The sequence below is a fragment of the Terriglobus roseus DSM 18391 genome, from assembly GCF_000265425.1.
In the GTDB taxonomy this organism is placed as follows: Bacteria; Acidobacteriota; Terriglobia; order Terriglobales; family Acidobacteriaceae; genus Terriglobus; species Terriglobus roseus.
In genome coordinates this window covers 3,496,109-3,511,729 of sequence record NC_018014.1, presented here as the reverse complement: position 1 = coordinate 3,511,729, position 15,621 = coordinate 3,496,109, and the positions used below count along the sequence as shown (strand labels likewise).

The following is a 15,621-nucleotide window of genomic DNA, read 5'->3' as shown; positions in this document are numbered from 1 at the left end:
CTGGACCTGGTAGCGGCCATAATAAGCGATTATGGATATCTCAAACTTTCGGTTGACACCGCGCTCCTCCTTGCACTAATGTTGCCGCGTTCTTCGGATAGCCCATTCAAGCGTTCCCTGTCTTCAAGTGTCAGGACATGTATCTGACTCTGGTCAGGAAATGCGGAGGATCTTTCGGATGCCATTCTTTCGCGATTCACGACATCAGTTCTCGCTCTGTCGGTGCTTTGCCGTTGCGGCGCTCAGTCTCTCTGTAGCCGCGCCTGCAATGGCCCAGGTCGATCAGGGCTCCATCTCCGGGACGGTCTTGGATACGACTGGAGCCGCTGTCGCGGATGCGCAGGTGACGCTGCGAAACACGGATCAGGGCATCACGCTGGAGACGCGTTCAAGCAGCAGTGGTACCTACACCTTCTCGCCAGTCAGAATCGGTCATTACACCATCACGGTCGCCGCACCGGGATTTTCCAGTACGACTCAGCAGAACATGACAGTGGCGGTTGGTCAGGATCTGAAGGTTGTCGTTCAATTGAAGACCGGTTCCACCAATGAGACGGTGACCGTCACCACTGCTCCGCCGCAACTGCAGTCCGATGAGTCGTCGGTTGGACAGGTCATCGATGAACGAACCATCAAGAGTCTTCCGCTGAATGGCCGTAACTTTACCTTCCTTGCACAGTTAAGCGCCGGCGTGAATACCTCGCAGGCAGACACACGCGGTAACGCTGCTTCCGGCGCCTTTACCGCCAACGGGCTGCAACCTTCGCAAAACAACTACCTGCTCGACGGTATCGACAACAACTCCAACGCAGCAGACTTCCTGAACGGCACAAACTTCGTCATCCTGCCGCCCGTGGACGCTATCCAGGAGTTCAAGGTTCAGACCGCAGACTTCAGCGCCGAACTTGGCCGTTCGGCTGGTGCGGTCTTGAACGCAACCGTCAAGTCGGGCACAAACTCGCTGCACGGCGCCATCTGGGAGTTCTTCCGCAACGACAAACTCGACGCCGCCGATTGGTTTGAAAACAACAATGGAATTAAGAAGGGCAAGCTGCGTCAGAACCAGTTCGGCGCTGCCGCCGGCGGTCCCATCTGGAAAAACAAGGCGTTCTTCTTCGGAGACTATGAGGGACTGCGCCGCGTGCAGGGAACGGTCTTAACGGGTAGCGTACCGACACTGACCGAACGGAACAGCGGCTATACCAACCTCTCGGATCTCATCACGGGCCAGTCCGGCGCGGCGCGCATCGACGGCGTCGGCCGCAGCATCCCCTACGGCACAATCCTGGACCCTGCAACGACGCGCTCTGTGGCGGCGGGGGCGGTCGATCCGGTCTCGGGACGAACGAATAACAGCTCCAGTGCCGTCTTCGTCCGCGATCCCTTCGGCTCCTGCGGACCCTCCACGGCAACTTTCACCCTAGCGAATTGCAACCTGAACCAGATCCCTGCAGGACGGCTCGATCCGAACGCGGTCAAGCTGATGAACCTCTACCCAACTCCGCTGAATTCGTCGTTTACCTCGAACTACACGAACAGCCCCGCTCTCTATGAGCGCCGTAACGCCTTCGACGTTCGTGTGGACTACAACCCATCTGACAAAAACCAGATCTTCGGTCGCTTCAGCTACGTAGACGATCCGAATTTCATCCCCGGCATCTTCGGCGGTGTCGCTGATGGCGGTGGCTTCCAGCAGGGCAATCAGACGGCAAAGTCTCAACAGTCGGTGTTGGCCTTCACTCATGTCTTCACGCCCAGCACCATCAACGTGGCGCGCATCGGCTTTAATCACCTGCACACCACGCGGACCGGTCCGGTGGGTGCAGTCGAGGGCATACCCGCGCAGTACGGCATCCAGGGCGTTCCCCAAGGCAATCTGAACGGCGGCCTGCCGTCGATCAGCATCTCCGGCCTTAGCAACCTGGGCAGCAACGACTTCCTTCCCTCCGATGAAGTAAGCCAGACGCTGCAGGTGGTCGATGACTTCACAAAAGTCTACGGTCGGCATAGCTTCAAAGCCGGCTTCGAGTATCAGAACGTTCACTTCAACACGCTGCAGCCCGCCTACTCTCGCGGTGACTTCCAGTTCACCGGGAACTTTGCCGGTGTACCAAATCAGGGCGGCGATCAGACGGGCCGCGCGCAGTTCCTCGTAACGCCGCGGGCTACCACGGTGCCGAATGGCGTCAGCTTTATCGGTGGCGCGAACCAGGTACAGATGTCGAACATCAGTAAGACCTACGACGTTCGCAGCTACTGGGCCGGCTACTTCCAGGATGACTTCAAAGTCACTCCGGGCCTGACACTGAACATGGGTCTGCGGTGGGATTACTTCAGCCCCATCTCCGAGGCGAACGGCGCCCAGGCAAACTTCGTGCAGGGTGGACCGCCGAACGGCACACCGACCTATATTCTGCCTGCGACCGGTAAGGCAAACCGCGCCCTGTCGTCGACCGCAAACAACCCAGGACTGAATGGCAATGGCTTCCTTGACCTGCTGGCCAAGGATGGCATCGCGCTACTGCAGACGGATGCCTACGGTAAGGCGCTCGTGCAGACGCAAAAGAACAACTTTGCACCACGCTTCGGCTTCGCGTGGGAGGCGACACCCAAGTTCGTAGTCCGCTCCGGTATCGGGCTCTTCTTCAACGCCTTCCAGAACGCGGGATACGGTCCGAACATCGGCGAAAACTATCCCTTCGTCTACAACTTCAACTTCCAGAACAACGGTTCGGACTCTGCTCCGTTCAGTTCCGGATCGAATCCCTACGGAACCTGCGCGACCGCAGGACCGGGTGGCAGTGCGACCATCGGATCGGGCCTTTCCTGCGGAGCCTTCACACCGCTCGCAGTCAACGCCTCCGGTCTCGGCTTGCAGGGTCTGCAGTTCGACTTCAAGACACCGAATACCATTAGCTCGAACCTGAGTCTGCAGTACGCGGTGACACATAACATGTCCGCGACCGTCGCATACGTCTACACCCACGCAAGCCATCTTCAAGTGGGCATCGGCAACAACCGCGTGTCGCAGCTGATCCCTGCGAACACCTCCCTTACGCGGAACAACTCACTGCCGGAGTCTCCAACGAACCGTAACTACGTGCCATTCCCTGACTTCGGTCGTGGCGGTAGCTATCAGCAGACACTCGGCGCCAGTGTGTATAACGGCCTGCAAACAAAGTTGGAAGAGCGCTTCGCGCACGGCTTCTCCTTCCTGCTGACCTATACGTACTCCAAGACGATGACCAACTCCCCCGATCTGTTGAATGGCGGCAGCGTCAACGGCTTCCGGGCACCGTATGTCCCTGGACTTGGGACACGCATCGACTGGGGTCTTGCGGCCTTCGACATCCGTAACGTCTTCCACGGCAGCGGTTCCTATGAACTGCCCTTCGGCAAGAACAAGATGTTCCTCGCGCAAGCAGGTCGTGCCATGAATACCGCAGTCGGCGGATGGACCGTCCAGTACATCGTGACGCTGCAGGGTGGCCAGCCAGTTTCGATTAGCTGCCCGACATCCACGACCTCCGGCACCAACTGCAACTCGGTCAACGTCGCAGGACAATCCCAGAAGCTGGGTCTGCATCTCGACAGCAACAAGAAGCTGAGCTGGTTCGGAAATCCGGCAGCCTTCCAGCAGCCCTGCGTCCTCGGCTTCAACGGTCCCATCCCGAACTCGCCGGCTGGTTGCATCCCGCTTACCGGAGGTCAGATCCTCGGCGCTGGTCCTTCCACCACCTTTGGACCGCCATTCAAGCGCTTCGACCTCTCACTCTTCAAGAACTTCCAGTTCACAGACCGGTACTCGCTCCAGTTCCGCTCGGAGTTCTTCAACATCCTGAACCACCCCAACTTCAACGCGCCGGGCTTCGGTGGTAACGGTGTCGTCGCGGTGGGTAACTCGCTCAACTTCAATAGCTCCACCTTCGGTGAGATTGGTTCCACGCGCGACGCTCCCTATGATCCTCGCCAGATCCAATTTGCACTGAAGTTCTACTACTAACCAGCATCGCTGGCGGGTACTCTTGGAGCGTGTCGATCCCGGCACGCTCCAAGTTCATTTTCGAGCAACAGAGAAAGTCGTCCAGGCTACTAGAAATGCAAGTCCTCAGCGCAGGCGTAGCGTGAATCAGAAGCAAAGGTCGTTCGCAGTCATTCGCATCCTGCTCGTCGGCTGTGCCATGGCTGCCAATGCGCAGCCGGCAAAGACACGCTCCAACGACACGGCAACCGCCGAGCTCCGTGCTGCCTCCGCCGCCTACGACAAAGGCGACTATCGAGAAGCATCCGTAGTTCTTGAAAAGATAATCGTAAAAGCACCACGGAATTTTGAAGCGCATGAGATGCTCGGTCTCGCCTACGCGGCGCAGTCCCGCACGCCGGACGCTCTAAAACAGTTGCGATTGGCGGTTGCCTTGAATCCCGCATCTGCACTCGCCCATGCCAACCTCGCAACCAGCCTCGTTCACGCCGGCCAGCCTGAGGCAGCAGAGCCGGAGTACAAACGAGCGCTCGAGCTTGATCGGACCAACTACGACGCTGCTCGTCACCTCGCAGGCCTCTATCTGCAATCGGGCCGAATCGACTCAGCGATTCCGCTGCTGCAAACTGCGCAGAAGCTCCACCCGGACGACTACGACACAGGCTACGACCTGGCACTGGCGTATCTCATGAGCGGCCAGGTTGTCGCATCGCAGCGGTTGACGGAGACGTTATTGCGGAAGCGGCCATCTGGCGATCTTCATAACCTGGCCGGGCAGATCGCCGAGAAGCAGGGCCGATTCATCGATGCAGTCAATGAGTTCGCGGCTGCGGCACATCAGGATCCAAGTGAGGAGAACCTCTTCGCATGGGGTACGGAGCTTCTTGCGCACCGAACCTATGTTGCAGCGATCGAGGTCTTCCGGTCCGGTGCTCAGCGCTACCCTGACTCCTCTCGGATTCTCGTCGGTCTTGGCATGTCTCTCTATGCCCGCGGAGACTTCGAGGAGTCAGTGCGCGTGCTGCTGCGCGGTGCCGACGCCAGTCCCTCGGATGCACGCTGCTACCTCTACCTGTCCAAGGCCTACCTGAGCGCCCCCAGTCAGGCCGAAGCCGCGATCGAACACTTTCGCCGCTATGCCGAACTCGAGCCGCGCAATGGACTCGCCCAGTTCTACTACGGAATGAGTCTCTGGAAGGGCAACCGGCAAGGGACCACAGGTGTGGACTACCCGGCCGTGGAGGCTCTGCTTCAAAAAGCAACCACGCTCAATGACAAACTTGCGGACGCACATCTGCAGCTCGGCATCCTCTACACCGAGCAGCGTGAGTATGAGAAAGCACTGCCGCAGTATGAGCGAGCCCTGCAACTTGACCCGCTCTCGTCCGACGCTCACTTTCGAATGGGCCGGTATTACCTGCACGCTGGTTTAAAGGACAAGGCGGAGAATGAGTTTGACCAATTCAAACGTCTGCAGGCGCAAAATCATGCAGCCGAAGACAAGGCCAAGGCAGACGTGCAGCAGTTTGTCGTCAGTGGCAGTCCCGCCGGCCCGGCGCAGCCCTAGGAGCGACGCATGATTCATCGCGCACACCAGATCGCACCTGTACCGAATGGGCCGGAACTGGCACGCTACATCGGTCGCACGCGCCGGGACTTCTTGCGCGATGTCGCAGGTGTCGCGCTCGGCTCGGCGCTGGTCAGCGGCAGTCCCTTTCTCTACGGTCAGGCCACGCAGAAGAAGCGCAAAGTGATTGTTGTCACCTTCGGCGGCGGCGCTCGCGACCAGGAGACCTTCGCACCAGAGGGCCAGCACAACATCCCCAATATGTTGCAGATGCTGGCACCCCAATCGAGCTTCTTTACGCACGTCACAAACGCCGGCATTCTCGGGCACTATGTCGCGACCGCCAGCCTCACCACCGGCGTCTACGAAACACTGAACAACTTCGCCGTCACGCCGCCCGAACATCCCACCGTCTTCGAGTACTTTCGAAAGGACCTGAAGCGGCCCAGCAGCGACACGTGGGTTGTCGCGCCGAGCAATGGTTTCAACCGGATCGGCGAAAGCAACAGCCGTTCCTTCGGCCCGGGACATGGCGCAGGTGTCATCCTGCCGAAGCATCTGCTGGAGGCAGCATCCGCAGGCCGCACGGGAGACTTCGCGCACCTGCTGCAGGACAACTACGAGAACCCTTTTAACGCCGCTCGACTGGGCGGCAGCGAGGTCGAACTGCAACAGCTCGACCGAATCCTCAAACTTTCGGTCAGCGATTTCACGGCACACGCGCGTACGGCATCCAGCCCGGATGAACTCTCCATGTACATCGTGAAACAGCTGATGCGAGAGGAATCTCCAAGCCTGTTGTGGATCACCCTGCATGACATCGATATAGCTCACTCCGGCGCCTACTCGCTCTACGTCGATGCGATCCGACGGACAGACCGGCTCTGCGCGGACTTGTGGGACAGCGTTCAGAAGGATCCGGAATACGCAGGCAACACGACGTTGCTGATCCTGCCCGACTTCGGTCGAGATGCAGATACGGACGCCGGAGCCAATGGCTTCCAGCACCACCGCACGGGCGGGGCCGCATCACGCACAACGTGGATGATGGCGCTCGGCGCGGGCGTAAGGCATGGCGTCGTCTACGACCGGCCCGTGCAGTCCATCGATCTCGTTCCGACCCTTGGAGCCATGATGGGTTTCTCTGCGGGCCTTTCCAATGGCAGCCTTATCCGAGAGTTGCTATAGCCATGCTTCCATCCGAACTCAAACCGGATTCCTTCACTCGATATCCAGAGCAGGCGCGGGCTCTGTGCTTGCAGCATCTGGCATTGCTGCAGCAACTGCCGCTGAGTTACCTCTCAAGCCTGTTGCGAGAGATCATCGAGTACGACTACGGCTTTCCTGCAGAGCGCACAGAGATCGAACGGGAGCTCAGTACGCTGGCGAGCCTCTCCGCGAACCAGCTTCAGGAATGGTTCCACGCATTCGCACAGATACGGATCACGGCAGCCCTGGAACAGGAAGACTGGGTCAACCAGCCGGCCCACTTTCTGGAAAGTCTGTCGAGCTACCTCTGGTCGTCCCATCAGATGGATCGCTTCCGCGAGACCGCACAGGCCTTCGGCACGCGTATGCAAGCAACCCGGAAATCGATCAGTGCACCACCAATACCCAGACTTGGTGTCGCTGTCATCGGGCAAGGTGTCGAAAACTATGAGGGCCGCTTTTTCGAGAGGCTGCGCCCTCACGGTACGCTCTTCAGCGGTCTGGATCCTGCCAATGGGCTCCAGCAGATTTTGGACGCATTCTCTGCGCGGGCCGCTACCCATGCAGAGCCCTATGGTCATTGGTATGTCGATGGTGGCGTGACTGCGCAGCACAGCCCTGACGTGGTCTCGGTCTCGTATGCGGAGCTGCGTCCAGCGCGTCGGACACTGCTGCAATACATCGCGCAGCAGGTCAGCCAGCCGGGAATGGGCCCGGAACAGCTCCGCTCGAACCTGATACGGCTGCAGCCGGAGAATCTGGGAATGAAGGGCGACCCCGTCCTGAATCGTTTTCAGATCAAGTTGCTGACGGAAGGATCCGGAACACAGATCTTCAGCACCACGTTCGCCCAGTGGACGGCTCGCGAAGTCCTGCGCCGCGCACAGGCAGTCAGCTTGCTGGTGCGTTATGCGCCGCGGCAGCGGCAGAGACCCATGCATGAACTGCTCTCAGACAAGCCGGGCGACGACTCAGTAGACCCACTCGGCTCGTTAATTGACGCGGACATGGGCGCTTACTACCAGTGGATCGATCAGCAGCGATTGCCTGCCGCGGACAGGTCTGTCTTCATCGCCTGGTTCGAGGGTCACAGTACGGCGATCGCCGTGGGCCCCGTCATGCCGCGCGGCGTCGAGTCCAGATCGCGCATGGATCTGGGAACCTTGCTTCGTCATTCCTTAGGATAGTTGTGAGCAGTGCGGCCTCGCAGGTTGAGGTAGGGAGATCTATGCGATTGATGATGCGTCTGGTGCTGGCCGTGTGCGTGATCCCGGCAGCCTCCTACGGCCAGACAGCCCCGGCACCGGGCGTGCAACCACCTGCGGAAGTGGAGAGGCTGATGCCTTCGCAGGTTTTCTTCCGTAGTCAATCGGCCACTGTGCAGATTCGCAACAGTGCAGCATTCCGCTACAGCGACGGCATGGTGACACTCGCGGGCATTGTGGACACCAGCGGCTACTCCACCGCACAGCGCGAAACCTATCAGTTCTACTTGTTGACAGACGTCCCGCTCGAAGCGGGCGGCAAGCGCATCGCTCCGGGCGCATACGGCTGTGGATTCTTGCCGGAGAAGGGATTCATCGTCCTGGACCTCGGCGGCAATGAGCTATTCCAAGTGCCGATTACGCGCGAGGCAGCAATGACGCGGCCGCGGCCGTTACAGATGATGCCAGGTGCCAACGCGGACGGACTGAAGCTCTACGTCGGTCGTGACTTCGTCACTCTGCAGCGCACGCGCTAAACCTAGCAGCGCTATTGCGCTGCGGGTGTGCCGGTGCCTTCACGCAAGGTGACGTAGGCGTTGATTGAGGCGACCGGGAAGTGTTCGATCTTGCCGCTTGGCCAGTGGACTTCAAGCTGGTCCACCTTGCTTGCAGAGCCAAGTCCGAAGTGAAGGCGCGGGTCGCTGCTGGAAGCAAAGCTGCCACCGGCAAAACGATCGACACGTTGCCGGCTACCCGACACCGTCAGATAGACTGACGCCCCGATCCCATCGGCGTTGTCCGGCGAGCGGCCGACGAGAACCACGCCAAGCCAGTTGCCATTGGGCTTCGCAGTGTTGCGAAGCAGGGCAGGTGCACCGTCCATGTTGTTGATTACGGCATCGACGCGGCCATCGTTGAACAGGTCGCCCACCGCAAGACCACGCGCTGTGAACACCTCAGCCAGTGCCGTCCCATCGACCGCCGCCACCGGCTCAAGCTTCTTGCCATCGTCATTACGGAAGAGAAGCGGGCGCTCTGCCCACGAGGTTCCCCAGCGATTCGTGTCCGCATTGCGATAGACGTGTCCGTTGACCGTCAGCAGATCCTGCCAGCCATCGTTATCGAAGTCGATAAAGGCGGTACCCCAACCAAGAAAGGGAATCGTCAGTTCGGCATACGCTGCGTCGTAGCTGATGTCGGTAAAGTTTGCCTTCCCGTCGTTCTCATACAGCGGCTTGTAGTCGTCGGAAAAGGTCGTGTGAAAGACGTCCAGGTTACCCGTGTGGCGCTGGTCTCCAATTGCAATACCCATCGCCGCAGTCTCTCGACCCTCTTTGTTGAGCGCGTAGCCGGATGCATAGCTGGCATCCTCAAAGGTGCCGTCGCCGCGGTTCAGATAAAGGTAGTTAGGCGTCGAATCGTTCGCAACCAGAAGATCCGGCTTGCCATCGTTGTTGATGTCTACAAACACGGAGGACAGGCCATAGTAGCCAGGTTTATCCCCGACGCCGGCTTTCTCGCTGACGTCGCTAAACGTGCCGTCGCCATTGTTGTGGAACAGGTGGTCTTTCTCGCCATGAAGACCATGCGGCCCACACAGGACGCGCACGCCGCGATAGGTGCAAAAGCTGTACGTCACACCACCCATCCCGGAGTTGGGAAGATCCTTTTCATCCCAGTGCACATAGCCCGGCACGAACAGGTCAAGACGTCCGTCACCGTCGTAGTCTCCCCACGTCGCGCCGGTAGACCAGTTACCCAGCAACACGCCGGCCTTCTCCGCAACGTCGGTAAACGTACCATTGCCATTATTCCGATACAGGCGATTCTGTCCGAAGTTAGACACGTAGATGTCGGGATGCCCGTCATTGTCAAAGTCGCCGACAACCGCGCCGAAACCCCAGCGATCGTTCGTCACGCCAGCTTTCGCTGTTACGTCGGTGAAGGTGCCGTCGTGATTGTTCCGGAAGAGCGCAGCATGTGGAGCGTGAGACTTCCCGGCCATGGCATCGCGGGTCGATCCGTTCACCAGGTAGATGTCGATCCAGCCATCGCCATCGAAGTCGAGCAACGCCACACCAGAGCCAATGGTATCCAGCAGATAAGGCTTATCCGGCGCACCCATGACGTGCTTCCAGGTGCTCAGGCCTGCTACAGTCGCAACGTTCTGAAAGACATGCGGCCCGCTCTTCACCGTGCCGCCGGCCGTGATCGGCCGATTGCTGCTGTCGTAATTTGGCTTGAAGACACCCGCCGTAGACGAGCCACCGCGAGCAGGGGATTGCGCTCCCTCCTGTGGGCCAGGAGTGTGCGACTCCAATGCGCTTTGACCCCTTGCCGGTGCGCCCAGCAAGACAGACAACAGTACGGTGCAGACGATGGACGAGCGTGACACGTTAGACCCTCTATCGAGAAACCACCTTATACTGCGACGTCGTTTCGGTCGAGGATTTCTTCGCACGTTTCCTGTTACGGAACTGCGCGATCCGCTCAATTTCTCTGAGTGACATGACTCTACAAATGCGTTACGATTCCCCCGCCGAAACCCAATAGGTCCTGAGCGTCATGAGATATCTTCCAGTGCATATCGATCAAAGTGCGAGCCGCTTCCTCGCGTCTATGGTTGCTGGAGCCGTCTTACTTGTAGGCTTGTACACAACGCATCATGTTTTGCGTCCAGCCGCGGCCATGGCGGCTACGGACGAAGAGACTCACGCACAGGCGCGTAAGACTTACACGGATAAGATCGCCGCGACCTATAACTTCCGCTACGGAAAAGACCTTCCTTTTATGCCGTCTAACATGACGACGGACAACGGCCAGTTCATCGATCCAAAAGACTTTCCCACCGCACAATATTGCGGGCACTGTCACCAGGAAGCGCACCAGCAGTGGCGCGAATCGGCACACTCAAACGCCAATCGCGCGCCGTGGTATCTCAAGAACGTCAACCTTCTGAATGACAGTAAGGGCATCGAGTTCTCGCGGCACTGCGAAGGCTGCCACGACCCCATCGCTATGACAGCCGGCGTGCTGACGCAGGGCGGAACCAAGAAGCGCCCCTATGACCAGGACGGAGTAACTTGCTCCGTCTGTCACAGCATTCAAAAAGTAGATGCCCGAGGCACGGGCAGTTACGTTTTAGCGCCCGCAGCAGTTCTGCTCGACGAAGATGGTCAGCCCATTCACCGGAAGGTTTCTGACATCGAGATCCTGTCACATCTGGACCGGCATAAAGCAGCGGTAATGAAGCCGTTCTACCGCACCAGCGAAATGTGTGCAGCCTGCCATAAGGCTGCGCTCCCACACGAGCTGAATGACTATAAGTGGCAGCGAGCAATGACGCCGTATGACGAATGGCAGAACTCGTCCTTTGCCAAAGAGTCCCCACTGCCGTTCTACGTCAAGCCCGCGGTATCAAACTGCGGAACCTGCCACATGCCGCGCGAGGCACTTACCGGCCGCGACCCCGGTGCGAAGGAAGGCAAGCTTGCTAGCCACCGATGGCTGGGCGCCAACACGCTGATCCCGACGTACTACAACTATCCTGAGCAGCTTCGGCGCGTAAAAGAGTTCCTCGAGAATGGCGTCTTCAACGTCGATCTCTTCGCGCTTGATGTCGATGGCCAGCCGCAGATCGCACCACTGGGACGCAAGCCCTTCCGCCTCAAGGGGGGCGAGCGCGTCACAGTGTCCGTCGTCATCCAGAACAAGGGCATCGCTCACTCGCATGTGCCGGAACAGCGCGACATGTACGAGAGCTGGGTGCAGTTCACCGTCAGCACCGCGGACGGCAAGATCGTGAAGCAAAGCGGCGAGATCGAACCGGGCGGCGACCTCGATCCGGCCGCGCACAGCTTCACCAACCGACTCGTCAACAACACCAGCACGCTGAACGATCTCCACCAGGTCTGGAACAATCGCGTGGTCGCCTACAACAACGGTCTGCAAAGCGGACGTTCCCAGGTAGTCCGCTATTGCTTCACGATGCCCGCAGGCACCAAGGGACCGCTGAGCGTCACGGCGACCGTGCGTTACCGTCGCTTCGATCAGCACTTCATCAACTTCGCGCTGAAGCCCGGCTACAACCAGCCCATCGTCGACATGGTCAGCACCACGCGCATCTTCAGCCTCGGCGAGAACCCCTCGGTGCAGCCGCTGAAAGACGAGAATCCCGAGTGGATGCGTTGGAACAACTACGGCGTTGCGCTGCTGGATGCGCAGCAGTATGCGGCAAGTGTCCACGCCTTCCAGCAGGTTGCGAGGCTGCGTCCGGATTACGCCGACGCCTTCACCAACATCGGCATCGCGAACATTCAGTGGGAGAAGTATGAGGATGCACTGCCAAGCTTGAACAAGGCGCTGTCACTTGCTCCCAATAACGCGAGAGCCCTTTATTATCTCGCGCTGATCGAGCGGAACGAGGGACAGGTCAGCGAAGCCATTGCGAATCTAAAGAAGGTGGAAGAGCAGTTCCCGCGTTCGCGCGATGCCCACCGCGAGCTTGGTTTCAGCTACTACCAGCAACACCGCTATGACGAAGCCCGCGAGGAATACGAGAAGGTGCAGAGCATTGATCCCGATGATCTCGCCGCACACTACAACCTCGCAATCCTGTATCGCCGCCTCGGCATGAAGGAACAGGCAACGAAGCAGGCTGCCTACTTCGCGGATCAGAAAGACGACCCCACCGCCAGCACCTACGCGCTCGACTATCTGCGGAAGCACGGTGAGATCGCGCAGGAGTCCGTCCCCTGGCACATCCATGACTTGGATGCGCAAGGAAAGACAATCGCCAACACCACGCTGACTGAGGGTATGTTGCCATCACAGCAGACGCCGTAAAGAGTCATGTCCCCGAAAAAAATTAAGCAGCAGTACGTATGCAATCTGCGAGCGCTCACTGCTTGCGCCGCCTTGATCGTTGCCGGATGTACGTCGAGCATTCCCCTTGAAGGGCAGGCATCTGCCGCCCCGTCAGACCAGGTAACTCCACCTTCCGCGAAAGACGGTGCCGCCCTCTTCAAGGCATCGGGATGCCCCTTCTGCCACGGCCCGCAAGGCTTCGGCACAGATAAAGCGCCAAACCTGCGCGAAGTGCGCAAACGGAAGACCGACGAAGAGATCTTCCACCAGATCCACGACGGCGGCAAAATGATGCCGCCCTTCGCGGATGCGCTCACAGAGAACGAAATCCGCTCCCTCATTCTGTTCCTGCGTGCCGAAGATGGTTGGACTCTCCTTGCCTCACCAGAACCATCGAAATAGCAAAAGCCTCGAGCGAGTTCGCTGCGAGGCTTCGGCTAAAGACGGAGAGTAGTTGTTCTACGGCGTTTAGAGTTCGCCCTTCTTCATCTGGCTCACGGCATAGTCGCAGGCTCTTGCGGTCAACGCCATGTAGGTGAGGGAAGGGTTCTGGCACGCGGAAGACGCCATCGAAGATCCATCCGTCACAAACAGGTTCAGAACATCGTGCGCCTGGTTGTGTGCGTTCAGGACGGATGTCTTTGGATCGCGCCCCATGCGGGCACTTCCCATCTCATGAATGCATTCGCCCGGTATAGACGGCACCGTCGACATCGAGATGTCCTTGACACCTGCCGCTTCCAGCATCTCGGCAGCAGTCACCTGCGCATCCTTGAAGATGGCTAATTCATTGGCGCGCCACTTGTGATTGATCTTGATCGTGGGAACGCCCCATGCGTCTACCTTGTCGTGATTCAGCTCCATGTAGTTGTCATGGTTCGGCAGACACTCGCCCCACGCGCCAATGGAGATGCGCCATGGACCCGGCTCGCGCAGCGCGTTCTTGAAATCCGCACCAAACCCGGCCATCTCCGTTCCGCGTCCCCAGGTTTCGCGAGATGCGCTGCCCTGGAAGCCATAGCCACGCACAAAGTCGGGCGACTTGTCATGGACGTTGCGGAAGCGGGGAATATAGATGCCGTTCGGGCGGTTACCCAGTTGAACGTGATCTTCAAAGCCCGGCATCGTGCCGCTGGCGCCAGCGTGAAAGATGTGGTCCATCAAGTTGTGGCCCAGTTCACCGCTTGAATTGGCAAGCCCGTTCGGAAACTCGCTGGTGGCAGAATTCATCAGGATGCGTGCGGACTCCAGTGTCGATGCGCACAGGAAGATCACCTTAGCGTGATACTCCATCGTCTGCCGTGAGTCAGCATCGATCACCCGAACACCCGTGACGCGACGTGTCGCCGAATCGAAGATCAGGCTGTGCACCACGCTCATCGGCCGAAGTGTCATCTTGCCCGTAAGCTGCGCAGCCGGCAGCGTCGAATTGACGCTGCTGAAATACGACCGCGTGATGCATCCTCGATCGCACGGACCGCACTGGTGGCAGGCATAGCGGCCCTTATGGTCGACCGTAAGAATCGCGGTGCGGCCGATCGTCACCCTGCGTTGCGGAAACTTTGCTTCGACCGCATGCTTCATCGCGATCTCTGCGCAATTCATCTCAAACGGCGGCAAAAACTTGCCATCGGGCAGTTGCGGCAGACCTTCCGCCTGTCCGCTCACGCCAATGAAGTCTTCGACGTAGTCGTACCAGGGAGCCATGTCCTTGTAGCGAATCGGCCAGTCAACACCATGGCCGTCCTTGTGGTTCGCTTCAAAGTCCATTTCGCTGAAGCGATAGGATTGACGGCCCCACATCACGGAACGACCGCCCACATGGCGCCCGCGTAGAAAAAGGTATGGCGTGTCCGGCGGTGTCGTATACGGATTATCCACGTCGTTGACGAAGAACTTGGAGTTCCACTCATCACCGATATGTCGCTGATTGGGCTGGAAAGCCTGTTCGTACTTGCGATCGCGTAAGCCGCGGAACTTCATATCCCAGACCGGCACATGCTCCACGTAGTCGCGCTCTGGAATGATGCTCTGGCCGGCCTCGAGCACAAGCGTCTGCATGCCCTTCTCGGTTAGTTCCTTGGCAGCCCAGCCACCGCTCATGCCCGAGCCGATAATGATCGCGTCGAATGTGTTGGACTTATTCGTAAGGATGTTCACGAGCGCGCCTCCGACAGCGGTGCACAACCCGCATGCTTCATGGGAATGATGGTTTTTCCAAGTTCCTTTGAGAAGCCGACCTCTGAGGTGTAGTAACCCACCAGCGTCAGGCGCTTTACGGTGTAGAAGAAATTCGCCGGTGGAGGCAGCATCTGCCCCGTCGGTTTCGCCTTCAACGCCCGGGCATACTGCATGGCCTCATCGTCCCAGGTCTTCATCAACTGCACCTGCTGTGCAGTGGTGCAGTCGACAAAGGCTTTGCCAAATCGTTTGCGGCTCGTCGCGTCCGCCTCGGCAATGCCTTGTAGAAAGTGATCCGTGTCCGGCTTGTCGTACCACTCGGTGAGCAACAGGTCGATGAACTCGTTGACCTTCGCACCCTTCGCTCCCGGCGTTGTGGTCTCGGGAATGATGATGTCGCTCATGGTTGTGATGGTCAGGTTCTGGTGCGCATTCAGCGTACGCAGGCTGCCCCCAGGACCGCTCTGCGCCCGTGCTTGCTGAAGCGACTGCATCAACTCAACCGGCAGGGCCGAGATCACGGCGGTAGAGGCCAGCAGTCGCAGGACGTCACGTCGTTGCATGTTCATATTCCTTGTCCTCCGTTGACGGATTCAAACGCGGCCGATAAG

At 58.9% G+C, this 15,621-nt stretch carries 10 protein-coding genes; 7 read left to right on the top strand and 3 right to left on the bottom strand.

Annotated elements, in window-relative coordinates; translation table 11 throughout:
* The first annotated feature begins 268 nt into the window (after positions 1 to 268).
* From TERRO_RS14320 to TERRO_RS14300, 5 genes are all read left to right on the top strand, one after another.
* Entirely contained in the window at positions 269 to 4,003 is a 3,735-nt protein-coding gene (locus TERRO_RS14320; RefSeq protein WP_245536098.1) for a TonB-dependent receptor, read from the top strand.
* A gap of 121 nt (positions 4,004 to 4,124) precedes the next feature.
* A complete protein-coding gene (locus TERRO_RS14315) occupies positions 4,125 to 5,549 on the top strand; it encodes a tetratricopeptide repeat protein (RefSeq protein WP_014786405.1) in 1,425 nt (474 codons plus the stop codon).
* 9 nt (positions 5,550 to 5,558) lie between these two features.
* Positions 5,559 to 6,737 (top strand): alkaline phosphatase family protein, encoded by a 1,179-nt coding sequence (locus tag TERRO_RS14310; RefSeq protein WP_014786404.1) that lies wholly within the window; start codon positions 5,559 to 5,561, stop codon positions 6,735 to 6,737.
* 83 nt (positions 6,738 to 6,820) lie between these two features.
* The gene (locus TERRO_RS14305; protein WP_245536097.1) at positions 6,821 to 7,945 is read left to right on the top strand and encodes a hypothetical protein; all 1,125 of its coding nucleotides are present in this window, start codon (positions 6,821 to 6,823) and stop codon (positions 7,943 to 7,945) included.
* A gap of 41 nt (positions 7,946 to 7,986) precedes the next feature.
* Entirely contained in the window at positions 7,987 to 8,499 is a 513-nt protein-coding gene (locus TERRO_RS14300; RefSeq protein WP_014786402.1) for a hypothetical protein, read from the top strand.
* Between the two features lie 11 nt (positions 8,500 to 8,510).
* Here TERRO_RS14300 and TERRO_RS14295 read toward each other — a convergent pair whose 3' ends face one another.
* Positions 8,511 to 10,358: a CRTAC1 family protein gene (locus TERRO_RS14295; RefSeq protein ID WP_014786401.1), complete on the bottom strand. Its 1,848-nt coding sequence runs from the start codon at positions 10,356 to 10,358 to the stop codon at positions 8,511 to 8,513.
* A 275-nt stretch (positions 10,359 to 10,633) separates the two neighbouring features.
* Here TERRO_RS14295 and TERRO_RS14290 point away from each other — a divergent pair, with 275 nt between their 5' ends.
* Together TERRO_RS14290 and TERRO_RS14285 are read left to right on the top strand one after the other, a co-directional pair.
* Positions 10,634 to 12,808, top strand: a complete 2,175-nt coding sequence (locus tag TERRO_RS14290) for a tetratricopeptide repeat protein (RefSeq protein WP_245536096.1) — start codon at positions 10,634 to 10,636, stop codon at positions 12,806 to 12,808.
* 6 nt (positions 12,809 to 12,814) lie between these two features.
* Positions 12,815 to 13,231, top strand: coding sequence for a c-type cytochrome (locus TERRO_RS14285; protein WP_014786399.1), 417 nt, complete (start codon positions 12,815 to 12,817; stop codon positions 13,229 to 13,231).
* Between the two features lie 66 nt (positions 13,232 to 13,297).
* Here the strand turns inward: TERRO_RS14285 and TERRO_RS14280 are convergent, their stop codons facing one another.
* Entirely contained in the window at positions 13,298 to 14,989 is a 1,692-nt protein-coding gene (locus TERRO_RS14280) for a GMC oxidoreductase (protein WP_014786398.1), read from the bottom strand.
* On the bottom strand, positions 14,986 to 15,573 hold the full coding sequence (locus TERRO_RS14275) for a gluconate 2-dehydrogenase subunit 3 family protein (protein WP_169315310.1): 588 nt from the start codon (positions 15,571 to 15,573) through the stop codon (positions 14,986 to 14,988). Before TERRO_RS14275 ends, TERRO_RS14280 begins: the two co-directional genes overlap by 4 nt.
* Positions 15,574 to 15,621: the final 48 nt, after the last annotated feature.